This is a genomic window from Streptomyces sp. NPDC057638, assembly GCF_042800315.1.
Lineage (GTDB): Bacteria > Actinomycetota > Actinomycetes > Streptomycetales > Streptomycetaceae > Streptomyces.
Genome location: NZ_JBHVHF010000069.1, coordinates 7006 through 30639, shown reverse-complemented (window position 1 = coordinate 30639; position 23634 = coordinate 7006). Strand labels below are relative to the sequence as shown.

The following is a 23634-nucleotide window of genomic DNA, read 5'->3' as shown; positions in this document are numbered from 1 at the left end:
CCTCCACAGGAGGCGACCGACCCGCTCGCCATGCCCAGCAGCACACGGGCCGTGGATCGACGGCCCGTCAGGAACGCCGTCCACCGTACGGGCGGCCCAGCGAAAGCGAACCCACACAGATGAAACGGTTCCCGTCGGCCGTGGCCCGGGGTGGCCCACGGTCGCGGCGGCGACTGGCCGCCCTCGTCGGCTACTCCCTGATCCCGGGACTGCTGACCCCCGTCGTCTTCGCCGCACCGATCGCCATGGCCGACGGCGCGGGGCCCCTGGGGCGGCCGAAGGTTGCGGCCCCGGAGTCCATCGACGTCAAGCCCTTCCAGGAGCATGCCGACAAGGCCCACGCCAAGGTCTTCCGCGAGAGTGCCGAGGCCAAGCGGAAGGAGATGGCCCGCGCCTGGGAGCACCAGGCCCGCACGGTCACCTGGCCCACGGCCGGAACCGCGACCGTCTCCCTCCCCGCCACCGGCTCCGCGAAGACGGCGCCCGGTTCCCTTCCGCTCACGCTCGCGCAGAGCGGGAAGAAGACGGCGGCCCGTTCCCTCACCATCTCCGTCCTCGACCAGAAGAAGGCGGCCCAGCTCGGCGTCAAGGGCGTGGTGCTCACCGCCACCGCGCCCGTCAACGCCCCCGGCACGGCCCGGCTCGCCGTCGACTACCGGGCCTTCGCCGCCGCGTACGGAGGGGACTGGGCCGGGCGGCTCCGCCTCCAGCGGCTGCCCGACTGCGCGCTGACGACTCCCACGGCGGCGGCCTGCCGTACCCGTACGCCGCTGCCCACCAGCACCCACCAGCGCGCGGCCGAGCGGCTGACCGCCGATCTCACCTTCACGGCCAGCGCCTCTCGTACCGCCTCCGCCACCGCGCCCGGCCGCACCATGGTCCTCGCCCTGGCGGCGGGCCCCAGCTCCGGCGGCGGTGACTTCAAGGCCACCGCGCTCTCCGCCAGCTCCACCTGGGAGGCGGGCGGCTCCTCCGGCACCTTCGGCTGGTCGTATCCGCTGGAGGTCCCGGATCCGGCGGCCGGCCCCCAGCCCGATCTCTCCGTCTCGTACGACTCCGGCGCCGTCGACGGCCGTACCGCCAACACCAACAACCAGGGCAGCCTGATCGGCGAGGGCTTCGACATCACCTCGTCGTATATCGAGCGCAAGTACGCCACCTGCGACGACGACGGGCAGACCGACAAGTTCGACCTCTGCTGGAAGTACGAGAACGCCACCCTCGTCCTCAACGGCCGCGCCACCGAACTGGTCAAGGACGACACCGACGGAAAGTGGCGGCTGAAGAACGACGACGCCACCACCGTCACCCTCGCGACCGGCGCCGACAACCGGGACGACAACGGCGAGCACTGGATCGTCACCACCGGGGACGGCACGAAGTACACCTTCGGCAAGAACGTGCTTCCGGGCGCGCCCGCCGGGGACACCACCGACTCGGTGTGGACCGTGCCCGTCTTCGGCGACGACGCCGGGGAGCCGGGGTACGACCAGGGCACCACGTTCTCCGGCCGTGACCTCAAGCAGGCATGGCGCTGGAACCTCGACCTGGTCGAGGACACCCGCGACAACGCGATGACGTACTGGTACACCCCCGAGACCAACTACTACGACACGCTCGGCAACGACAGCAACGGCACCTCCTACCACCGCGGCGGCTACCTCAACGAGATCCGCTACGGCCAGCGCGTCGGCGCCCTCTTCAGCGGCGCCCCCGCCGCCTCCCACAAGGTCGTCTTCTCCTACGCCGAGCGCTGTACGGTCGGTGACTGCGCCTCGCTGACCGAGGCGACCCGCAACAACTGGCCCGATGTGCCCTTCGACGCCGAGTGCAAGTCCGGCCAGAAGTGCACCGGCAACGTCGGCCCCTCCTTCTACACCCGCAAGCGGATGACGGGCGTCGCCACCCAGGCGTGGGACGCGGCGGCCACCCCGGCGACGTACGCCTCCGTCGACTCCTGGGCCTTCACCCAGGTCTACCTCGACCCGGGCGACACCGGGGACAGCACCGACCAGTCGCTCTGGCTCGACCGGATCCAGCACACCGGCAAGCGCGGCACCGACATCACGGCCAACCCGATCGTCTTCGGCCACCAGTCGAAGCCCAACCGGGTCGACGGCAAGATCGACGACATCCTGCCGCTGACCAAGCCCCGGCTGCGCACCATCACCACCGAGACCGGCGGCCAGACCCGGATCGACTACCAGCCCGCCGACTGCTCGGCCACCAAGCCCAAGCCGAAGCTGGACACCAACACCGGCAACTGCTTCCCGGTGTACTGGGCGCCCAACGGCGGCAAGACGCCGATCCTGGACTGGTTCCAGAAGTACCCGGTCGCCTCGGTGATGACCGGTGGCACCAACGGCGGTGTCGAGTGGATCGAGCACAAGTACACCTACCCCAAGGGTGGCGCCTGGCGGTACAACGAGGACCCGCTGACCAAGGAGAAGGAGCGCACCTGGTCGCTCTGGCGCGGCTTCGGCGAGGTCGTCCACACCGTGGGGCAGCCCGGCCGTACCCAGTCCAAGACCGTCACCGTCCATCTGCGCGGGATGCACGGCGACCGCGTGCTCGGCGCCGACGGCAAGCTCGACCCGACCGCCCGCAAGTCGGTCTCGGTCAGTGGCATCAAGGCCGGGGCGATCACCGACAGCGAGCAGTACGCGGGCTTCGTCCGTGAGTCGGTGACGTACAACGGCGCCCAGGAGGTCCGGGGCACCATCAACGACCCCTGGTCGCTGCGTACCGCCGTACAGAAGAAGTCGTACGCGGACACCGAGGCCCACTTCGTCCGTACCGGCGCCAGCCACGCCCGCGTCAACGTCACCAGCTCCGGCACCGCCAGGGACCGGGTGCGCTCCACGGTCACCACGTACGACGAGTACGGGATGCCCAAGACCGTCCTGGACCGGGGCGACAACGACTCACTCGGCGACGAGAGCTGCACCCGCACCTGGTACGCCCGGGGCAACGGCTTCACCAGTCTGGTCTCCCGCACCCGGGTCGTCGGCAACGTCGAACCCCCGGTGGCCGACCCGTGCGCCCTGGCCAACGAGCAGCTCGACCTGCCGCTGGACGCCGGCCGCCCCGGCTCGGTGATCTCCGACACCGCCGTCCGCTACGACTCGACGGCGGACTGGAGCCTCTCCCAGGTGCCGACCAGGGGCGACGCCCGCTGGGCGGGCCGCGCCCAGGGCTACACCGCCGCCTCCGGCGCCCCGGTCTGGCAGACCACGTCCACGACGTCGTACGACGCCCTCGGCCGCCCGCTGACCGTCAAGGACAACCAGAACACGACGACGGCGACGACGGTCTACACCCCGGCGCTGACGGGCCCGCTGACCGAGACCGAGGTCACCAACGCCAAGGGTTATACGTCGACCACGCTCTACGACTTCGCGTCGGGGGTGACGAACCAGGTCACCGACCCCAACCGGAAGGTCACCAGCAGCGAGTACGACAGCCTCGGCCGGGTCCAGAAGGTCTGGCTGCCCGACCGTTCCAAGTCCCTGGGCAAGACTCCCAACCACGTCTTCACCTACTCCGTCTCGAACACGTCGAAACCGTCCTGGGTCGCCTCCGCCTCCCTGAACGGCACCGCCGAGGTGTACAACACCACCTACCAGCTCTACGACTCGCTGCTCCGGTCCCGTCAGACACAGTCACCCACGCCCGTCGGCGGCACGGTGATCGATGAGACGCTCTATGACGAGCGCGGTCTGGCGGTCACCCAGAACTCCGACATCTGGAGTCAGTCGCGTACCCCGGGCAGTGAACTGGTCGCGACCGACGGGGGACAGGCACCACTCCAGGTCGACACCGTGTACGACGGTGCCGAGCGCTCACTGAAAGCCGACACCAAGGTCAAGGGCGTCACCCGATGGAGCGTCGAGACCGGCTATCTCGGTGACACGGTCACCACCACGGCTCCGGCCGGGGGGCAGGCGGTCGCGGTCGTCAGCAACGCGCGCGACCAGCTGACCGAACGCCGGGAGTACGCGGGCCCGAAGCCGACCGGTTCGTCGACCACCACCCGGTACACCTACACCCCGGCGGGGAAGCAGGCGTCGGTCCGTGGCCCGGACGGGGCCACCTGGTCGTATGGCCATGACCTCTTCGGCCGTCAGATCAGTGCCAAGGATCCCGACAAGGGCACTGAGACCACCGCGTACAACGATCTGGACCAGGCCGTCAGCGTGAGCGACGCCCGGGCCACGACCCTGCACACCGAGTACGACGTCCTCGGCCGGAGAACCGGTCTGTGGAGCGGATCCAAGACCAACGCCAACAAGCAGGCGGCGTGGACCTACGACGCCCTCGCCAAGGGACAGTCGGACACCGCCGTCCGCTATGTCGGTGGGGTGACCGGGCAGGCGTACACCCAGAAGGTCACCTCGTACGACTCCCTCTACCAGGCCACCGGCCAGCAGTTGCAGTTGCCCGCCGACGAGCCGCTGGTCGAAGCGGGTGTGCCTCAGACGCTCTCCTTCGGCACTGAGTACAACGTCGACGGCACGATCGATGGGACCAGGCATCCGGCCGTCGCCGGTCTGAAGGCGGAGAACGTCAGGCACAGCTACAACGGGCTCGGCGGGCATATCGCCTCGACGGGAACCACCGGCTATCTCCAGTCAGCCCTCTACTCACCACTCGGCGAGCTGAACGAACTGGTACTCGGGACCTCCGGCACCGGGAAGAAGGCGCGTTTCAGCTATGACTACGAGACCGGTACGGGTCGCCTCAAGCGTTCCTCCGTCCATGACGACCTCCACAGCGGTATGCGGCAGGAACTCCTGTACACCCAGGACCCGGCCGGGAACGTCACGTCGATCTTCGACACGGCGACCGAAGGCGGCACGGTCAAGCCCGACTACCAGTGCTTCGGCTATGACGGCCACCGCCGACTGACCGACCTGTGGACGCCCAAGACGCCCGACTGCTCCACCCCGGTCGCGGACGCGGTGATCGACGGACCTGCCCCCTACCGGACCCGCTACACCTACAACGCCGCGGGTCAGCGGGCCTCCCAGACCAACTACCGGACCACCTCGCCCTCCACCACCACCTACACCTATGGCACCGCCGCCAAGCAGCCCCACACCCTGCTGCGGGCCGATGTCGACAGCACCGGAGCCATCCGGAACTACAGCTATGACGCGGCGGGCAACACCACCGGCCGGCCTGGCCCCCAGGAACAGCAGACCCTGACCTGGAACCCCGAAGGACGGCTCGCCACCCTCAAGGAACCCGCTTCCGGTACCAAGGCCGCCAAGGGCACCAGCTATCTCTACGACGCCTCCGGATCCCTGCTGATCCGGCGCCCCACCACGGCCGACGGTGACACCGTCCTCTATCTGGGCAGCGATGAGGTCCGGCTGACGGTCAAGGGCACCACCAAGACCCTCACCGGCACCCGCTACTACAGCGCGGCGGGCAAGACCGTCGCGGTCCGCACCGCGAAGGCGGGCGCCACCGAGTCGGAGCTGAACTTCCTCGCGGGTGACCACCACGGCACCTCGACCCTGTCCCTGGACGCGACCACCTACGCGGCCATCAAGCGCCACCTGACCCCCTTCGGCGCCCCCCGTGGCACCACCCCGGACAACTGGCCCGACGACAAGGGCTTCCTCGGCAAGACCGCCGACACCACGACCGGCCTGACCCATATCTCGGCCCGCGAGTACGACCCGGCGCTCGGCCAGTTCATCAGCGTTGATCCACTGCTGGAAACCGACCGGCACCAGAGCCTCAACGGCTACGCGTACGGTCACAACAGCCCGGTCACCAATCCCGACCCCAGCGGTATGGGCGTGCCCGAGTGCCACTCGGGCGTCCACGACAAGTGCAACAACGGTGCCTGGACGAAGAACTCGGGGTATCACCCGCATCGGGACCCGCAGGGCTGTGTCAAGAACTGCGGCGTTCCCGGCAGCAAGGCAGTGGACACCTGGGGCTGGTCCAATGAGTCCCACGGCTACGACTACAACGGCGATGGCCTGGTCTCGCTGCTGCCGACAGTGGATGTCTCGGTCAAGTGGAAGAAGCTGCCGGACATCGCGGACGCCTATGCGAAGGCGCTCACGGAGAGAAAACTCTGCCGGAACAAGGACTATCTGAGTTGTTTCGCCGACCGGGCGGACCAGCAGTTCATGCGGAACACAGCACAAAGCGTTCTGCACATTGCGTGCATGGACGCCACAGGCAGCGCTTGCCCAGGCGGCTACAAAATCGGCAAGGCCATCGCCGCAGCCATGGCCGCGGCATTTGACACAGGCGGCGGCCGTGGATTGGTCCAGGGCGTCGGCAGAGGACCGGGCAAGGGCCTGAAAAACGGAGGCTGCACCCAGTGCTTCCTCGCAGGCACTGATGTCCTGATGGCCGATGGCCGCACCAAGGACATCGAGGACGTCAAGCTCGGCGACATGGTCCTGGCAACCGATCCGGAAACGGGCGAGTCAGGCCCGCGTGAGGTAACGCGCCTGATCGTCACGGACGACGACCGGCACTTCAACGAGCTGACGATCGAGACCCGCGATGGTCCGAAGAAGCTCACCGCGACGCATGAGCATCCGTTCTGGTCTCCGTCGGCCGACCGCTGGGTCGAGGCCAAGGAATTGAAGGTCGGGATGACCCTCCTCACGGATGAGGGGGAGACTCTGGAAGTTCAGGGGAACAGGGCCTATGAAGAGTGGGCACGAACGTACAACCTGACGGTAAACAGCCTGCATACGTATTATGTGCTGGCGGGTAGGACTCCGGTCCTGGTGCATAATTCAAATGGCGAATGTGGAACCAGCCTGACGCGAGGTGAAAAGGTCGCTGCCGCCAAGGGCGTCGATCAATTGTCTCCAGGATTGCGGAAAAATCTCACTCGTTTCATGAAGGGGAGTTCAGGAAATGCGGAGATTCCGCAGATAATTCACCTTCCGGGAGGTGGTGCGGAGTTCAGCTTTAAAAGCGCTGGGAAGGTTCCAGGGTCGTACGCAATATACAGGAAACGCGTCAACTCCGAAGGGGTTACGGAGTTGTCTTATAAGACAACGTTCCTGCCGGATGGCAGTATTGCGCATATCAAGTTTAAGTGAGGTCGTGGTATGTGTGCGGATACCGAAGGGGATCTGGAGCTTCTGATTCAGTGGGGCTCTCCACTGGAAGGGTTGATCGCTGCGGCAAATCAGTGCGACCGGTATGACGGGGCGCTTGTAGATTTTGACCGTAGTGACGTGAGCTCGATTTTGCGGCGTTGCATTGCTGGGGAGTTGGATGTTCATCAGCTCCCTCGGTGGGCGCAGGCGGTTCACATGCTGGAAAGTCTGGAGATCGCTGACGGTGAACTCGATCTGCTGACGCAATTCCTCTTCGAGGTGTCCAGTCCCGAACTGTTCGAGCCGGTCACTGTTGAAGTCTGCAGGCGATGGCTCGATCGGATGGGTCCCGCGTAGGGTTATCTGCGTATCGCGATACATGGGGTCCGGCGGGTGGTTTTCCCGTCGGACCCTCGGCGTGTGTGGCGTCAGTTTGGCGGATAACACTCAAGGGCTCCTTGCTGTAGACGGTTCCCTCTTGTGGAGGGAGGGTCCCGCATTCGCCGGTGGGTGGTGCGAGCATGTGGGCGCTTCCTGTCTATCTTCGGCATTCATACCGAACATGCGTGTTGTAGCACATTTGTCAGAGGGTCAGGCTCCTGCAAGCGGCCAGGTCGCCCTTGTCTCACCTTCACCATCCCTCTACATTCCGTTTACCGTTCTTTACTGACTGTTTGCGGCAATGTGCGGGTCCCGAAGGGGCCCGGGGGTGGGGTGAGTCGTGTCCGCATGCCCACGACGGGTGGGCGCCCGGGTGGCGCTGGTCGTGTCCGCGATGGCGGCTGGAGTGTTGTCCGTACCGGCCCATGCGGCCTCCACGCCGGTACCCTCCGCGCCCCGGATCGTCTCGACCGGCGTCTACCAGGAGTGCCTGCCCAACACCTGTCCGGGTCGCGGCGCCCCCGGCGTCAAGGGCTCCTTCCGGATCACCCCCGACCCGGCCGACACGGACGTCACCGGCTACCGCTGGCGGCTCCAGTCCCAGCAGGGTGCGCAGCGGGTCACGGGCGCCGATGTGGTCATCGAGGTCCGTCCCACGGACTCCAGGCTTGAGGTGCTGGAAGTCGAGGCCATCGACGCTCAGGGCGGGATGAGTATTCCCGCCAGGTTCGCGTTCAAGGTGAGCCCACCCGAAGGCCCCCGAGGTCGCTGGCACTTCGATGACTCCACGCCCGGCTCCGGCGTCACCACTGCCGCCGACACGGGCGAGGCCGGCCCCCGCCACCCCCTCACCCTCCACAAGGCGACCGGCGTCGCCGACTGGTCCGCCCTCGGGCGCGGCGGCACCGGCGACCACTCGCTCCGACTCAACGACGATGTGACCGACCCGGCCAAGCGCACCGGATACGCCAGCACCAGCGCGCCCCCGCTCAACACCCGGGACTCCTTCACCGTCTCCGCCTGGGTGCGGCTCAACGACGGTGGCGCGACCCGCGTGGTCGTGGCCGCGCCCGGGACCAAGAAGACGGACGCGTTCAGCCTCGCCTACTCCGGCACCGCCAAGAAGTGGGTCTTCCGTCGTGGAGTCGCCGACTCCGACACCCCCGCCTACATCAGCTCCTTCGCGACCGCCGCCAACCCGCCCCTGCGGGTCTGGACCCATCTCACCGGGGTCTTCGACACCCAGGGCGACACCGACAGCGCCAACGACACCATTCAGCTCCACGTCAACGGCCGCCCCCAGGGCGCACCCGTTGTCCTCGCCACCGCCAACCCGGCGTACACCCCCTGGACCTCCTCCGCCGGGATGACCGTCGGCGCCTCCGCGACCGGTGAGCAAATGGTGGGCCGGATCGACGAACTCGCGCTCTGGCAGCGCCCTCTCATGCCCAGTGAGGTGGCGGTGGAGAGCCGGTACGAGGTGAATGGCGTCCCCGCCGTCGAGCAGGTGGCGTACTGGAACACGTCCTCGGCGGCGAACGGCAGGGTCCCCGAGCTGACCGCCTACGCGCCCGGCGCGCTGGTGCTCTCCCCGACCGGGGCGGTCGCCGACCCGGCGGCGAACGAGGTACGGCTCGACGGCACATCCGGTCATCTCTCGACCACCGGTCCGGTGGTGGACGAGACCGGCGCCTTCACAGTGACCACGGCCGTGAAACTCGATGGCGCGAAGATGCGGCAACTCCCGGTCGGTGGTCGTGCCCAGGTCTTCGGGCAGGCCAGTGCGGTGGGACCGGAGTCGACCTGGGCGATCTGGGTGGAGCGGCTCGCCCCCGAGCCGGATGGCTTCGTGTGGCGCTTCGGCCGGACCGCCACGGACGCCACCGGGAAGGCCGTGGCCACGGGCTTCACGTCGTCCCAGGAGGTCGCCGAGTTCGACACCTGGGTCCAGGTGACCGGCGTCTACGACCCCACCGCGACGACGCAGGCCGGCCAGACGGGAAAGACCGCACTGTTCATCGGGGCGGCACCGCAGGCCGCGGGCAGCACGTCGGCGTTCGACACTCCGCAGCACGGCGCGGGCGCCCTCACCGCGGGACGCGGCAGCGCCAAGGGCGTCACCGGCCACTATCTGCCGGGCTCTATCCGGGAGATACGGGTCTGGACCGGTGCCATGTCCCGCACCCACATCCTCGAAAAGGTCATGACCCCGCCCGTGGTCGAGTAACCCCACACCACCCCACACCCAGCAAGCCCCGGTCGGCGCCTTCGGGGGGAGGCACCGCCCCACCGGACTGAGCGCCCGTCGCGGGACCGTCGTCTCCTTCTCAGGAGCGTCGGTTCCACGACGGGCGCTCAGTCGTTCCGGCGGCCGTTGCGACAGTCGTTCCAGCAGTCGTTCCCGTGTCGCCGGAACCGGTGTTCCGAGTGGGCGCTCACGCCCTCCCCGGGCATCAGGCGGCCTTGATCGCCGAGATGTCGAAGTTCAGCTTCACCTTGTCGCTGACCATCACGCCACCGGTCTCCAGCGCGGCGTTCCACGTCAGGCCCCACTCGGAGCGCAGGATCTCCGCGCCGCCCTCGAAGCCGACCCGCTCGTTGCCGTAGACGTCCTTCGCCGCGCCCTGGAATTCCAGGTCGATGGCGAGCGGGCGCGTCACGTCCTTGATGGTGAGGTCGCCGGTGATGCGGTAGCGGTCGCCGCCGAGCTGCTCGGCGCCGGTGGAGCGGAAGCTCATCAGCGGGAAGCGCTCGGCCTCGAAGAAGTCTCCGCTGCGCAGGTGGTTGTCACGGTCGGCGATGCCGGTGTCGACCGAGGCGATACGGACATCGATGGCGGCGGAGGAGGCGCCCGGGTTGGCACCGTCCAGGGTCAGGTTGCCCTCGTGTTCGGTGAAGGTGCCGCGCACGTTGGTGACCATGGCGTGGCGCACCTGGAAGCCGATGCTGCTGTGGGCCGGGTCGATGGTGTACGCGCCGGTCAGAGCGGCGAGCGCCGGGTCGACGGGGGCGGGGGCGGCGGTGGTGGCCGGGGCGGCGGACTTGCGGTTGAAGAGGCCCATCGTGTGCTCCTTGGGGCGGGGTCCGGAGGGACCCGGAGTGCGGTTGGTTGAATGTTGAACAAGAAAGACCCTAGAGCCATTCCGTTCAAAGTTCAACTGAATCTCCGGCGTGTCCCACGATCGTGTCCAGGCGCTCACACCCCGGGGTCGCGGACCCCGTCCCACCGGGCCGGACGCGCGGCCCATTGAGCCCCCACCCGGCCCGTGCTACACCGGGCCCCACCGGACCACCCCGCCAGGACCGCGCTACCCCGCCAGGACCCTCGCCGCCCCGGAGGCCCCCGTGCCCCTCCCCGCCCCCTGGTCCCGCCGCACCTTCCTCACCGCGACCGCCGCGACAGCCGCAACAGCCGCGACGACCGCAACAGCCGCGACCACCGTGCCCGCCCCCACCACGACCGCCGCCCTCACCCCGACCAAGACCCCCGACCCCTTCACCCCCCTCCGTCTCCGCTGGCTCGACCTCGCCCTCGGCACCGGCTACGACCCGACCGCCGAGCCCTACGCCTCCCGTATCGCCGAGACGGCACGCCTCGCCGCCCGCTACCGCGCCGCCATGGACCCCGGGCCCGCCTCCCTCTGGCCCGGCCTCCCCTATGACCCCCCGGCCGGGATCACCCTCAGCTACCAGCGCCTCTGGACCATGGCCCAGGCGTACCGCCACGCCCCCGACCCCGCCCTCCTCGCCGCCACCCTCCAGGGCCTCGACCACCTCTCCAGTACCGTCTACAACCCCGCCACCACCCGTTACGGCAACTGGTGGGAGTGGCAGATCGGCAGCCCCCGGCTGCTCATGGACACGGTCGCCGCCCTCCACGACCACCTCACCCCGCGACAGCGCGAGGCCGCCTGCGCCGCCGTCGACCACTTCATCCCGGACGCGATGCTGCGCGACTACAGCGGCACCTCCACCGGGGCCAACCGGGTCGACCTCTGCCGCTCGGTCGCCCTGCGCGGCATCCTCGGCGGGGCACCAGCCAAGATCGAACTCGCCCGGGACGCGCTGTCACCCGTGTTCCCGTACGTCACCAAGGGTGACGGCCTCTACGCCGACGGATCGTTCATCCAGCACACCTGGGTCGCCTACTCCGGCACGTACGGCCAGGTGCTGCTCGACGGTCTCGCCCGGCTCTTCGCGCTGCTCATCGGCTCACCCTGGGAGATCACCGACCCCGCCCGTCAGATCATCCTCGACAGCGTCGAGCACGCGTACGCGCCGCTGATCGTGGACGGGCTGATGATGGACAGCGTCAACGGGCGCGCGATCAGCCGGGGACTGCTGACGGAGGACGACCGGGGGATCCTCCGGAGCGACCACTTCCATGGCCACGCCATGATCGCGGCGGTCGCGCTGCTCGTGGAGGGCGCGTCCCCCGCCGAACGGGAACGCTGGCACGCGCGGATCCGGGGGTGGGCCGCCCGGGACGCCACCGTGCCGCTGCTCACCAGCCCCCAGTACACCGTCGCCGACCTCGCCCGGATCCGGGCCATCGCCGCGAGTGCCGGTCCGGTCGCCCCCGAGCCGGTCGGGCACAAGCTCTACGCGGCCATGGACCGGGCCGTCCACCGCCGCCCCCGTTTCACCGCGAACCTCGCGATGGCCTCCGAACGCGTCTCCCACTACGAGTGCGGCAACGGCGAGAACCCCCGGGGCTTCCACACCGGCGCGGGCCTCCTCCTCTGGTGGCCCCACGGCGCCCACGGCGACCAGTACACCGACTGGTTCTGGCCCACCGCCGACCCCTACCGCCTCCCCGGCACCACCGTCTCCACGCTCCGGCTGCCGGACAACGCGGGCGGTGAGTGGGGCACGCCGAAACCTCCCGTCCGCTGGGTCGGCGGTGCCACCGACGGCGTCTACGCGGCCGTCGGCCAGCATCTCGCGGGACTCGGCTCGACGCTCCGCGCCCATCTGTCCTGGTTCTGCGCCGACGACGCGATCTACTGCCTGGGCGCGGGCATCACCTGCGCCGACGGGGTCCCCGTCGAGACCATCGTCGACCACCGCAACCTCGGCCCCGACGGCGACGCCCGGTTCACCTCCGGCCCCGGCTGGGCCCATCTGGAGGGCCACGGCGGCTGGGTCTTTCCCTCCCGTGAGAACGGTACGTACGGTACGAATGTGCCGCGCACCCTGCGCGAGGACCGCACCGGCTCATGGCGTGACATCAACCGGGGCGGCTCCGCCCGGCGGGAGACCCGGCGCTACCAGACGCTCTGGTTCGACCACGGCACCGACCCGGTGGACGCGCGCTACGCCTACGTCCTGATGCCCGGCGCCGGCCGCCGGGAGGTCGCCGCGCGGGCCCGGAATCCGCGCCGCTTCCAGGTGCTCGCCCATGACACGGCCCGGCAGGCGGTCATCGTGCGCCGCGCCGGGCGCGGCCGGGCGTTCCTGCTGGTGGCGGCCAACTTCTGGCGTGCCGCCAGCGTCGGGGCCCTCACCGCGAGCGCCCCCGCCAGCGTCCTCCTCCACCGCACCGCCCGCCGCACCGCCACGCTCACACTCAGTGACCCCGAGCGTTCCGGCGCCCCACGCGAGATCGTCTGGCGCCACCCCGTACGGGCCGTCCTGGACCATGATCCGGGCATCGAGGTGCGCGCCACGGGCAGGGCCGTTCGGCTGAGACTCCAGGGGGGGAATGCGGGGGCGAGTCATCGCTGTGAGCTGCTTCTGGGGTGACCCCCTTGTGGGACATCCACAAAGAACACCTGGTTTGGAGGGGGGGATAGGGGTGTCCTGCCAGGGGCCCTGTCAGAGGCCCACAGGAGAACGCCATGGAGACTGTACGGAGTCAACGGGATGGAATTCGCGCTTCGATCCGTAGGGTCTTGGCATGACCGTTGTGGACGAGACCTCCAGCGAGCCGAGCGACGCCCGAGGGCGGGTCGCCGAGCTCCACGATCTGCGCGAGCGGGCCCGGCGCGGCCCCAGCGACCGCGCCACCGAGGCCCAGCACGCCAAGGGCAAGCTCACCGCGCGCGAGCGGATCGAGCTGCTGGTCGACGAGGGCTCCTTCCACGAGGTCGAGCAGTTCCGGCGACACCGCGCGACGGGCTTCGGCCTGGAGGCGAAGAAGCCGTACACCGACGGTGTGATCACCGGCTGGGGCACGGTCGAGGGGCGGCCGGTCTTCCTCTACGCCCATGATTTCCGGATCTTCGGCGGGGCGCTGGGCGAGGCCCACGCCACCAAGATCCACAAGATCATGGACATGGCGATCTCGGCGGGTGCCCCGCTGGTCTCGCTGAACGACGGCGCGGGCGCCCGGATCCAGGAGGGCGTCAGCGCGCTCGCCGGATACGGCGGCATCTTCCAGCGCAACACCAAGGCGTCCGGGGTCATCCCGCAGATCTCCGTGATGCTCGGTCCGTGCGCCGGGGGAGCGGCCTACAGCCCCGCCCTGACCGACTTCGTCTTCATGGTCCGCGAGACCTCGCAGATGTTCATCACCGGCCCCGATGTGGTCAAGGCCGTCACCGGTGAGGAGATCACCCAGAACGGACTCGGCGGCGCCGACGTCCACGCGGAGACCTCGGGCGTGGCGCACTTCGCCTACGACGACGAGGAGACCTGCATCGCGGAGGTCCGCTACCTGCTGTCGATGCTGCCGCAGAACAACCGGGAGAACCCGCCGTCGGTCGCCTCGGACGACCCGGCCGACCGGCGTTCGGATGTGCTGCTGGACCTGGTCCCGGCCGACGGCAACCGCCCGTACGACATGCACAAGGTCATCGAGGAACTCGTCGACGACGGCGACTACCTGGAGATCCACGAGCGCTGGGCGCGCAACATCGTCTGTGCCCTGGCCCGGTTCGACGGCCAGGTCGTCGGGATCGTCGCCAACCAGCCGCAGACGCTGGCCGGGGTGCTCGACATCGAGGCATCCGAAAAAGCTGCACGCTTCGTGCAGATGTGCGACGCTTTCAATATTCCGATCATCACCCTCCTGGACGTACCCGGCTTCCTTCCGGGCGTCGACCAGGAGCACGGTGGAATCATCCGGCACGGCGCGAAGCTGCTCTACGCGTACTGCAACGCGACGGTGCCGAGGATCTCGCTGATCCTGCGCAAGGCGTACGGCGGGGCGTACATCGTGATGGACTCCCAGTCCATCGGTGCCGACCTCACCTATGCCTGGCCCACCAACGAGATCGCGGTGATGGGCGCCGAGGGTGCCGCCAACGTCATCTTCCGCAAGCAGATCGCCGACGCCGAGGACCCCGAGGCCATGCGGACCCGCATGGTCAAGGAGTACAAGTCCGAGCTGATGCACCCCTACTACGCGGCCGAGCGCGGCCTGGTCGACGACGTCATCGACCCGGCCGAGACCCGCGCGGTGCTGATCGCGTCCCTCACGATGCTCCGCACCAAGCACGCCGACCTGCCCTCCCGTAAGCACGGGAACCCGCCGCAGTGACCCTGCGGAGAATCGGAGAGCGACCCACCATGAGCATGTCCGAGCCGACCGCCGTGTCTCCCGCGCTTCCCGCCTCCCTGCTCCGTGTCGAGAAGGGGTACTGCGAGCCAGAGGAGCTCGCCGCCATAACCGCGGTCCTCATGGCGCGCGCCGCGGCCCAGCCGCAGACCGCCGCCCCGGCGCACACCCGGCCGACCGCCGCCGGATGGCGCCGGCTGGAGCGCCAGCGCGGCTTCCAGCCCTCGCACAGCTGGCAGGGCTGAGGCTCAGCCCGGCCCTCGGAACAGACGCCAGGCCCCGCACACCGTGAGTGTGCGGGGCCTGTCGCATGTCCCGACGGGCCGGGGCCCGCTCCGGTGTCCAGGAATCCTGGGCATCGGAGTCGACCCCGTCACGTCGGGTCCAGCCTCAGCGAAGCCGTGCCATGAGGGCGTGTTCGACGAGGGTGATGAGGGCGCTTTTGGCGTCGGCGCGGTGGCGGGCGTCGGTGGTGATGATGGGGGTGTCGGGGCCGATCTGGAGGGCTTCGCGGACTTCTTCGGGGTTGTAGGGCTGGTGTCCGTCGAAGCCGTTGAGGGCGATGACGAAGGGGAGGCCGCTGTTCTCGAAGTAGTCGACGGCGGGGAAGCAGTCGGCGAGGCGTCGGGTGTCGACGAGGACGACGGCGCCGATGGCGCCGCGGACGAGGTCGTCCCACATGAACCAGAAGCGGTCCTGTCCGGGGGTGCCGAAGAGGTAGAGGATGAGGTCCTGGTCGAGGGTGATGCGGCCGAAGTCCATGGCCACCGTGGTGGTGGTCTTGTCGCCCGTGTGCGTGAGGTCGTCGATTCCGGCGCTGGCGCTGGTCATGACGGCTTCGGTACGCAGCGGGTTGATCTCCGAGACGGCGCCGACGAACGTGGTCTTGCCCACGCCGAAACCACCCGCCACCACGATCTTCGCGCTGGTGGTAGAACGGGCCGCACCGCCGCTAGAGCTTGCGAAGTCCACTGAGCACCCTTTCGAGCAGTGTCACATCTGGCTGACCGCCGGCGGACTCGTCGCCGCCGGGCTGGTGGATGGCGACGAGGCCGGCCTCCGCCAGATCGGCGACGAGAATCCGGGCCACGCCGAGGGGGATGGAGAGAAGTGCCGAGATCTCCGCCACCGACTTGATCTCGAAACACAGGCGGCAGATCCGCTGATGCTCCGGCAACTGCCCCTGGAGCCGCATGGGATCCGCCGTGGTACTGACCAGCGCCTCGATGGCGAGCTGGTAGCGCGGCCGGGTCCGGCCACCGGTCATGGCGTACGGACGGACCAGCGGGTTGTGCGCGTTCTGGTGCGGCGGGGGTTCATGGCCCCGCTGCGGATGTCGCTGGTACGGGTACGAGGACGCGTACGGCTGTTGATAGCCGCCCCGGGCACCGTGTCTGCCGTTCGCCGGAGGGAAACCGTAGCCGCGCGGGGAGTGCTCGTCCGGCAGCCGATGAGCACCGCCGTCATACGGGCGTCCGCCTGGGGGTGTTGCCACGTTTCCTCCTCCGCCTGCGCATGGCCGACCCCGTCCCTGGGGAGCCGCGCCACCGCACCCTATGGTGCGGTGGCGTGAAACGCACTGTCTGCCAGTTAGTTCAGAAGACTGCCCTGAAGTTCCGCTCGCAGATCGGGAGTCAGGACATTTCCGGCCCTATCGACCAGCAGGGCCATCTCGTAGCCCACCAGGCCGATGTCGGCCTCCGGGTGCGCCAGCACCGCCAGGGAGGAGCCGTCGGAGATCGACATGATGAAGAGGAAACCCCGCTCCATCTCCACCACCGTCTGGTTGACGGCGCCGCCCTCGAAGATCCGGGACGCGCCCGCCGTCAGGGAGGTCAGCCCCGAGGCGACGGCGGCGAGCTGGTCGGCGCGGTCGCGGGGGAAGCCTTCGGACATCGCCAGCAGGAGTCCGTCGGCGGAGACCACCACCGTGTGGGACACCCCGGGGGTGTTGTCCACGAAGTTGGTGATCAACCAGTTCAGATTCTGCGCCGCCTGGCTCATCGGGCTCACACTAACGCTCCTGGTTGTAGGTGCCGGCCGGGCCGGAGCCCGGTCCGTTCGTGTCCGTTCCCGCGCTGCGTCCCTGCTGGACGCCACGGCGCAGGTTGCTCAGCCTGCCGCGCACGTCCTCGGGGGCGCGGGAGACCTGGGGGCCGTGCTGCGTGGTCTGCTCCGCGGCGCCCTCGATGAGGTTGGCCTTGGGCACCCGCACCGGAAGACCGGAGGAGGTGACCCCGCCCGCCCTCGGCTCACGGAGCTTCTCCGCCCGCTGCCAGCGCTCGTCGTTGGCCGAGCGGCCGACCTCGGCGCCGGTGGACGGCTCCCCGCCGCCGAACGCCGTGGACGGGTCGCTCCCCGACAACTGCGGGGCCCGCTCGCCGGGCTGGGACCACTGCCGCTGAGGCGGCTGCCCGGACTGCGGCTGCTGGGTACCGCTGCCGCGCCGGGGCAGGCCCGCCTCGGTCAGCTGGTGACCGCCGCTCGGAGAGGGACCCGGACGGTCGAAGCCTACGCGTTCGGGCGCGCTCGTGGGGATCTCGGCACCAGAAGGGCTGGATGCCGGTTCCGCTTCCGGCTGGAACGTGGGCGCGAACGGCTGCGGGTAGGAATTCTGGTCGGTCCAGTCACCCTGGTGGGGCTGGGGGGTGAAGGGTCCGTCGGACGGCGGCTCCAAGGCGGCCTGGCCGGGGTAGCCCGCTTCCGGATAGGAGCGGTCCCCGCTCGGGGCATGGCCCGGTCCGGCCGACTGGCCCGGGTAGGGGCCGGTCGGTGCCCCGGCGGCGGGACCAGCGGTGGCCTCCGCGCCCGTGCCCGTTCCGGCACCCGCGCCCTGGGCGTAGCTCTGATCCGCGAAACCGGGGCCGAAAGCGGTGGAGTACCCCGAATGCTGGGTCTGCGGGTAAGCGGCGTCCTGGGCCGGGGGATACCCCTGGCCGGGCGTGGTCACGCCCGGGAGACCCGGGGCCTGGCCGTCCGGCGCCGGATAGGTCCGCGCCTCCAGGGCGGCCGGGTCGAGCGCGGGGTAGGGCTGCGTCTGCTCGGCGGCGCGCTCCGGGACCGGGTAACCGGCCGGGGCCGGGGCGTCCGTGCCGTCCTGGCCGTGGACGGCCGGGGACTGGCTGTAGGCCGCCGGGTTCTCACCGTAGGCGGCCGGGTCCTGACCGTAGGCCGCCGGAGTCTGTCCGTACGTCTGCGGGTTCTGCCCATAGCCGGCCGGGTTCTGCCCGTACGCGTCCTGGCTCTGACCGTAGGCGTCCACCCCGGCCTCCGGGGCACGGACCTGCTGGGTCTGCGCCTCCAGGGCCGCACGCCGCTCACCGCGCTGGAGCGAGCGCCCCACCGGGTTGAGCGCGCCCTTGCGCCGCTGCTTCGTCTGGCGCTTCGCCTGCTGTTCCGCCTGCTGACTCTCGAACTGCCCGTCGTCGAAACCGAGTTCGGCGGCGGTGCGCTGGGGAGCGGACGCGTACGACGGCGTGGGCGCCTGCTCCGGGATGATCTGCGAGACGGTGAAGTCGCCCTGGACCGGCGCGGGCTCGCCGCCACCGCCCCGGGTGATGGCGTCCGGGAGCATCACCAGCGAGGTGGTGCCCGCCTGCTCGCCCGAGGGGCGCAGCTGGACCCGGATGCCGTGCCGGTCGGCGAGGCGGCCGACCACGAACAGGCCCATGCGCTGGGATACGGCGACATCCACGGTCGGCGGGTGGGCCAGCTTGTGGTTGATGTCGGCGAAGTCCTCGGCGGTCAGACCGATGCCCTTGTCATGGATCTCGATCATCAGCCGGCCGTCGGGCAGCCGGGTGGCCGTCACCCGGACCTTGGTCTGCGGCGAGGAGAAGGTGGTGGCGTTCTCCAGCAGCTCGGCCAGGAGATGGACGAGGTCGGTGACGGCGCGGCCGTGGATGTCCGTCTCGGGGACACCGGTCAGCTCGATGCGCTCATAGGACTCCACCTCGGAGGAGGCGGCGCGCAGTACATCGACCAGCGGCACCGGCTGGTTCCAGTCACGGCCGGGCTCCTCGCCCGCGAGGATCAGCAGGTTCTCGCCGTTGCGGCGCATCCGGGTGGCCAGGTGGTCCAGCCGGAAGAGGCTCTCCAGCTGGTCCGGGTCGGCCTCGCTGTTCTCCAGCTCGGTGATCAGGGTCAGCTGGCCCTCGATCAGCGACTGGTTGCGCCGGGAGAGATTGGTGAAGATCGCGTTGACGTTGCCCCGGAGCATGGCCTGCTCGGCGGCGAGCCGGACGGCCTCCCGGTGGATCTGGTCGAAGGCGCGGGCGACCTCGCCGATCTCGTCCTTGGTGTCGATCGGGATGGGCTCGACCCGGGTGTCGACCCGGCCGGGTTCGGCCCGGGAGAGCTGGTCGACCAGGAGCGGCAGCTTCTGCCCGGCGACGGCGAAGGCGGCCCCGCGCAGCTGGTTCATGGAGCGGCTCATCTGGCGGGCCACGGCCCCGGCGAGGATGAAGGCCGTCAACAGGGCGATGATGGTGATGCCGCCGTTGACGAAGGCGTCCCGGCGCGCGTCGCCCGCGATGGCGGACGCCTCCCGCACGGCCCGGTCCACCAGGTCCCGCTCGACCTCGGTATAGCCCTCGAACTTGGAGGTGGCCGTCGCCATCCAGCTCTCGGGGGTGATGTCCTGCTTGGCCAGCGCGGCCGGGGTGGCCCCGGTGCCGATCAGCTGGGCCATTCCGGAGAAGACCGACTCGTCCGGCCCCTTGGGCGGGGTGAGTCCCTTCTCCTGGAGCCGCTTCTCCCCGGCGGTGGCCCGGTTGGCCATGACGGAGAGGAGCTTGTCGTTGTCCGTGTCCGTACCGCCGGAGACGAACTCGGCGATGGCGATCTGCTCCAGATAGTTGTACGAGTTGAAAGCGATCGTCTGCTTGTTGAAGACATCCGCTTTCTCGCTCGGACGCACCAACAGGTGCATACCAATGGAGCGCTGAAGCGATTCAGCGGCCTTGGCGAGCTGAATGGCGTAAACCATACGACCGTAGCTGGTGACATTCCCGGTGCCGAGCCCCAGCTCATTGGAGAACTCCATGAGCGAGTGCTGGACCTTGACGTACCCCTCCTCGGTCGCCACCGGGTCCTTGCTGGTGGTGTACGCGGTCTCGCGCAGCTCCCGGAGGCCGGGTTCCTCGCCCCGGAACAGACGCAGTCTGCGCTCCAGGCCCTGGCCCGCGGGCAGGTCCTTGACGGACTGGTCGAACTTCCGCTTGGCCTCGTCGGTCGCGGCGTGCGCGGCACCGACGTCCGAGGCCTGGCGTGCCTGCGGGGTGGTGGCCCGCAGCAGGGGCGCGGCGGTGATGTCGCGCTCGTTGAGCAGGGCGGTGCTGTACTCGGAGGCGGCGGCCACGATCCGCGCCGTCTTCTCCGCGTCCCGCGCCTCGTCCCAGGTGTCGATGGACCCCGAGACCTGGAAGCCGCCCATCACCAGGCCGACGCCCACGGGTATGAGCAGGATCGCGTTGAGGCGGGTGGAGACCCGCCAGTTGCGCGGGGAGAGCTTGCTGGGGCCGCTGCGGGATGGCGGCGGTGGTGCGGGGGTCGCCTGGCCCGGTTCCTCGGCGGGCGACGCCGCCGCGCGCGACGGCGGGGTGAAGTTCCCCCGCGTCTGCTGCTCCGCGGAGCTCGTCATGCTGCGCCTCACTCGACCAACAACCTCTCGGCGCCGACACCTGGACCGTGCCGTGCTTCGTTCAGAGCCGTACTACTCAGAAGTCCGTCGAATTTCAGCATGTGGAGCGGGTACGTTCCAAACACTTGGAATCAGCCATTCCAAGCGTTGGCGACTGACGATAAAACGGGCATAAAGAGCGAGCCCCTTCAAATGGCGGGCGGAATGTGAGCGCAGCGACACCGTCCGTACGCGTCGGGTGTCCGGCGGACCTCAATTCTCTGTCGAAACGTTATGAACGTGGAGGCGGACCGTGTCTAAGGACACAGTCCGCCCCTGAGTGGCCCTCTTGAGGAAACTACGACAACTGCCGTATGTCCGCGTCTACTTGAGCCGTGCCATGAGGGCGTGTTCGACGAGGGTGATGAGGGCGCTTTTGGCGTCGGCGCGGTGGCGGGCGTCGGTGGTGATGATGGGGGTGTCGGGGCCGATCTGGAGGGCTTCGCGGACTTCTTCGGGGTTGTAGGGCTGGTGTCCGTCGAAGCCGTTGAGGGCGATGACGAAGGGGAGGCCGCTGTTCTCGAAGTAGTCGACGGCGGGGAAGCAGTCGGCGAGGCGTCGGGTGTCGACGAGGACGACGGCGCCGATGGCGCCGCGGACGAGGTCGTCCCACATGAACCAGAAGCGGTCCTGTCCGGGGGTGCCGAAGAGGTAGAGGATGAGGTCCTGGTCGAGGGTGATGCGGCCGAAGTCCATGGCCACCGTGGTGGTGGTCTTGTCGCCCGTGTGCGTGAGGTCGTCGATTCCGGCGCTGGCGCTGGTCATGACGGCTTCGGTACGCAGCGGGTTGATCTCCGAGACGGCGCCGACGAACGTGGTCTTGCCCACGCCGAAACCACCCGCCACCACGATCTTCGCGCTGGTGGTAGAACGGGCCGCACCGCCGCTAGAGCTTGCGAAGTCCACTGAGCACCCTCTCCAGCAGCGTCACGTCCGGAGTACCACCCGCGTCCCCGCTGCCGGGCTGGTGGATCGCCACCATGCCCGCCTCGGCCAGGTCGGCCACGAGGATCCGGGCCACACCCAGGGGCATCGACAGCAGCGCCGAGACCTCGGCCACCGACTTCACCTCACGGCAGAGGTGGCAGATCCGCTGGTGCTCGGGGAGCAGCCCGGCGAGCAGCGCGGGGTCGGCCGTGGTGGACACCAGGGCCTCGATGGCGAGCTGGTAGCGCGGCCGGGTCCGGCCACCGGTCATGGCGTACGGACGCACCAGCGGCTGGTCGCCCTCGATGCCGTAGGGGTCGGCTTGGACGCCGTACGGATCGTGAGAGGCGGTTGGCGGGGTCATGAGTCCTCCGGACGGGACAGCAGGGGCGTTGTGCCGTCTGAGCGGGCCGGTGGGGGCCGGTGGCGACCTGACGGGACGGCGCGCGGGACGCGCTCCTGGACGGATCGGATACGGACGGGGAGTAGGAGACGGGACGGGCCGGTCAGTGCAGCAGGCTGCCCTGGAGCTCCGCGCGCAGATCCGGGGTGAGCACCCCGCCCGCGCGGTCGACCAGCAGGGCCATCTCATAGCCCACCAGACCGATGTCGCACTCGGGGTGCGCCAGTACGGCCAGGGAGGAACCGTCCGAGATGGACATCAGGAAGAGGAAACCACGCTCCATCTCCACGACGGTCTGGCTCACCGGACCGCCCTCGAAGATCCGGGACGCCCCCGCGGTGAGCGAGGTCAGCCCCGAGGCGACCGCGGCGAGCTGATCGGCGCGGTCGCGGGGGAAGCCTTCGGACATCGCCAGCAGGAGTCCGTCGGCGGAGACCACCACCGTGTGGGACACCCCGGGGGTGTGTGCCACGAAGTTGGTGATCAACCAGTTCAGATTCTGCGCCGCCTGGCTCATCGGGCTCAACTAACGCTCCTGCTGGTGTGTGGGGCCGAGATCGAAGCTGCCGGTCGTCGAGCCGTTCTGCTGACGACCCTGCTGGATACCGCGACGGAGGTTGGTCAGACGGCCGCGCACATCGTCGGGCGCGCGAGAGACCTGGGGACCGCCCTGGGCGTTCTGCTCCTGTGCGGTGCCCGCGACCAGGTTGGCTCGCGGGACCCGGCGGGGCAGACCCGAGGTGGTGACCCCGCCGGACGCGGGCTTGCGGAGCCGCTCGGCCTGGCGCACCAGCTCGTCGTTGGGCGAGGTGCGCCAGCCCTCCTCCGGCTGGCTCTGCCCGGTGGGCGGTACCGGCTCGCCGGGCGGGCCACCGGGGACGCGGCGCGGCATCGGCGGCCGCTCCATGGTGGCGTCGGACCCGTCCTCGCCGCGCGCCTCGGGCGCGAGGTCCGGTGCGTCCGGTGCCGTGGGTGCCGCTGACGCCGGTGCCGCCGGTGCCGCGAGGTGCGCCGGGGCCGCCGGGGTCATATCGGGAGCCGCGGGCGCGGCCCCGTTCCGCTGCTGGGAACGGAACCAGTCCGTCTCCAGCGTGTCGTACAGCGGGGTACGACCGTCGCCGGGCCCCTGCGCGGGCGGCAGCGCCTCGGGCTGGGGCTGCGACGGCAGCGCGTGCGGACGGCGGCCCAACGCATCAGTGTCGCCGCCGGGCGCACCCGGAACCTGGCCCGGGTGACCGTGCGGCATCGGGGCCGGACCCGGCTGAGGCGCGGCCGGTCCCTGGAGCTCGGCCCGGGGCAGGGCGCCGGTGGCGCCGGGGTCCTGGGCGGGAACGGCCGTTGGTGCCGGGGGCTGGGGCGCGCCGAAGTCGGGGCGGGCGAACTGGTTGGTGGCCGCCGGGTCCTGGGTCCCGGGACCGGGGAACGATCCCGGCTGGGGCGACTGTCCGCCGACGGGGCCCTGACCCATGGCCGGACGCCCACCGTCACCGGAGTGTCCGGGCGCCGGAAGCTCGGGCCGGGGGAACGGTCCGGTGGAGGGTCCCTGGAGCTCGGCCCGGGGGAGGGCGCCGGTGGCGCCGGGGTCCTGGGCGGGAACGGCCGTTGGTGCCGGGGGCTGGGGCGCGCCGAAGTCGGGGCGGGCGAACTGGTTGGTGGC

Annotated in this window: 14 protein-coding genes and 1 pseudogene; 6 read left to right on the top strand and 9 right to left on the bottom strand. The window is 69.7% G+C overall.

The genetic code is table 11. The features are described from left to right. The first annotated feature begins 119 nt into the window (after positions 1–119). From ACFVIM_RS12890 to ACFVIM_RS12880, 3 genes are all read left to right on the top strand, one after another. Positions 120–7085: a polymorphic toxin-type HINT domain-containing protein gene (locus ACFVIM_RS12890; protein WP_384300734.1), complete on the top strand. Its 6966-nt coding sequence runs from the start codon at positions 120–122 to the stop codon at positions 7083–7085. Positions 7086–7094: 9 nt separating this feature from the next. Further along, entirely contained in the window at positions 7095–7442 is a 348-nt protein-coding gene (locus ACFVIM_RS12885; RefSeq protein ID WP_384300733.1) for a hypothetical protein, read from the top strand. Positions 7443–7806: 364 nt separating this feature from the next. After that, positions 7807–9693, top strand: a complete 1887-nt coding sequence (locus ACFVIM_RS12880; protein WP_384300732.1) for a LamG domain-containing protein — start codon at positions 7807–7809, stop codon at positions 9691–9693. A gap of 226 nt (positions 9694–9919) precedes the next feature. Here ACFVIM_RS12880 and ACFVIM_RS12875 read toward each other — a convergent pair whose 3' ends face one another. Further along, a complete protein-coding gene (locus ACFVIM_RS12875) occupies positions 9920–10528 on the bottom strand; it encodes a YceI family protein (protein ID WP_384300731.1) in 609 nt (202 codons plus the stop codon). A 283-nt stretch (positions 10529–10811) separates the two neighbouring features. Between ACFVIM_RS12875 and ACFVIM_RS12870 the strand changes: the two genes are divergently transcribed. From ACFVIM_RS12870 to ACFVIM_RS12860, 3 genes are all read left to right on the top strand, one after another. Continuing rightward, positions 10812–13211, top strand: a complete 2400-nt coding sequence (locus tag ACFVIM_RS12870; RefSeq protein ID WP_384300730.1) for a polysaccharide lyase 8 family protein — start codon at positions 10812–10814, stop codon at positions 13209–13211. 154 nt (positions 13212–13365) lie between these two features. Then, positions 13366–14949: an acyl-CoA carboxylase subunit beta gene (locus ACFVIM_RS12865; RefSeq protein WP_384300729.1), complete on the top strand. Its 1584-nt coding sequence runs from the start codon at positions 13366–13368 to the stop codon at positions 14947–14949. Between the two features lie 35 nt (positions 14950–14984). Further along, positions 14985–15212 carry an acyl-CoA carboxylase subunit epsilon gene (locus tag ACFVIM_RS12860; protein WP_384300736.1) on the top strand — a complete coding sequence of 76 codons (228 nt, stop codon included), beginning with the start codon at positions 14985–14987 and terminating at the stop codon, positions 15210–15212. A 145-nt stretch (positions 15213–15357) separates the two neighbouring features. Here the strand turns inward: ACFVIM_RS12860 and ACFVIM_RS12855 are convergent, their stop codons facing one another. From ACFVIM_RS12855 to ACFVIM_RS12820, 8 genes and pseudogenes are all read right to left on the bottom strand, one after another. After that, positions 15358–15939: an ATP/GTP-binding protein gene (locus ACFVIM_RS12855; protein WP_050791473.1), complete on the bottom strand. Its 582-nt coding sequence runs from the start codon at positions 15937–15939 to the stop codon at positions 15358–15360. After that, positions 15920–16462: a DUF742 domain-containing protein gene (locus ACFVIM_RS12850; RefSeq protein WP_384300728.1), complete on the bottom strand. Its 543-nt coding sequence runs from the start codon at positions 16460–16462 to the stop codon at positions 15920–15922. Before ACFVIM_RS12850 ends, ACFVIM_RS12855 begins: the two co-directional genes overlap by 20 nt. 95 nt (positions 16463–16557) lie before the next feature. Next, positions 16558–16971, bottom strand: a complete 414-nt coding sequence (locus ACFVIM_RS12845; RefSeq protein WP_009997645.1) for a roadblock/LC7 domain-containing protein — start codon at positions 16969–16971, stop codon at positions 16558–16560. Positions 16972–16981: 10 nt separating this feature from the next. Further along, complete coding sequence (locus ACFVIM_RS12840) at positions 16982–20608, bottom strand: nitrate- and nitrite sensing domain-containing protein (RefSeq protein ID WP_384300727.1); 3627 nt, start codon at positions 20606–20608, stop codon at positions 16982–16984. A 363-nt stretch (positions 20609–20971) separates the two neighbouring features. Beyond that, positions 20972–21553, bottom strand: a complete 582-nt coding sequence (locus tag ACFVIM_RS12835) for an ATP/GTP-binding protein (RefSeq protein WP_159686641.1) — start codon at positions 21551–21553, stop codon at positions 20972–20974. Next, the gene (locus ACFVIM_RS12830) at positions 21534–21938 is read right to left on the bottom strand and encodes a DUF742 domain-containing protein (protein ID WP_384300726.1); all 405 of its coding nucleotides are present in this window, start codon (positions 21936–21938) and stop codon (positions 21534–21536) included. Before ACFVIM_RS12830 ends, ACFVIM_RS12835 begins: the two co-directional genes overlap by 20 nt. 142 nt (positions 21939–22080) lie before the next feature. Beyond that, positions 22081–22494: a roadblock/LC7 domain-containing protein gene (locus ACFVIM_RS12825; RefSeq protein WP_384300735.1), complete on the bottom strand. Its 414-nt coding sequence runs from the start codon at positions 22492–22494 to the stop codon at positions 22081–22083. Positions 22495–22503: 9 nt separating this feature from the next. Continuing rightward, positions 22504–23634: pseudogene (locus ACFVIM_RS12820) on the bottom strand (hypothetical protein); the annotation flags it as partial.

Coding starts and splice junctions, on each gene's coding strand:
- ACFVIM_RS12890 (WP_384300734.1), top strand. CDS start 120: ATGAAACGGTTCCCGTCGGCCGTGGCCCGGGGTGGCCCACGGTCGCGG.
- ACFVIM_RS12885 (WP_384300733.1), top strand. CDS start 7,095: ATGTGTGCGGATACCGAAGGGGATCTGGAGCTTCTGATTCAGTGGGGC.
- ACFVIM_RS12875 (WP_384300731.1), bottom strand. CDS start 10,528: ATGGGCCTCTTCAACCGCAAGTCCGCCGCCCCGGCCACCACCGCCGCC.
- ACFVIM_RS12865 (WP_384300729.1), top strand. CDS start 13,366: ATGACCGTTGTGGACGAGACCTCCAGCGAGCCGAGCGACGCCCGAGGG.
- ACFVIM_RS12860 (WP_384300736.1), top strand. CDS start 14,985: ATGTCCGAGCCGACCGCCGTGTCTCCCGCGCTTCCCGCCTCCCTGCTC.
- ACFVIM_RS12845 (WP_009997645.1), bottom strand. CDS start 16,971: ATGAGCCAGGCGGCGCAGAATCTGAACTGGTTGATCACCAACTTCGTG.
- ACFVIM_RS12840 (WP_384300727.1), bottom strand. CDS start 20,608: ATGACGAGCTCCGCGGAGCAGCAGACGCGGGGGAACTTCACCCCGCCG.
- ACFVIM_RS12830 (WP_384300726.1), bottom strand. CDS start 21,938: ATGACCCCGCCAACCGCCTCTCACGATCCGTACGGCGTCCAAGCCGAC.
- ACFVIM_RS12825 (WP_384300735.1), bottom strand. CDS start 22,494: ATGAGCCAGGCGGCGCAGAATCTGAACTGGTTGATCACCAACTTCGTG.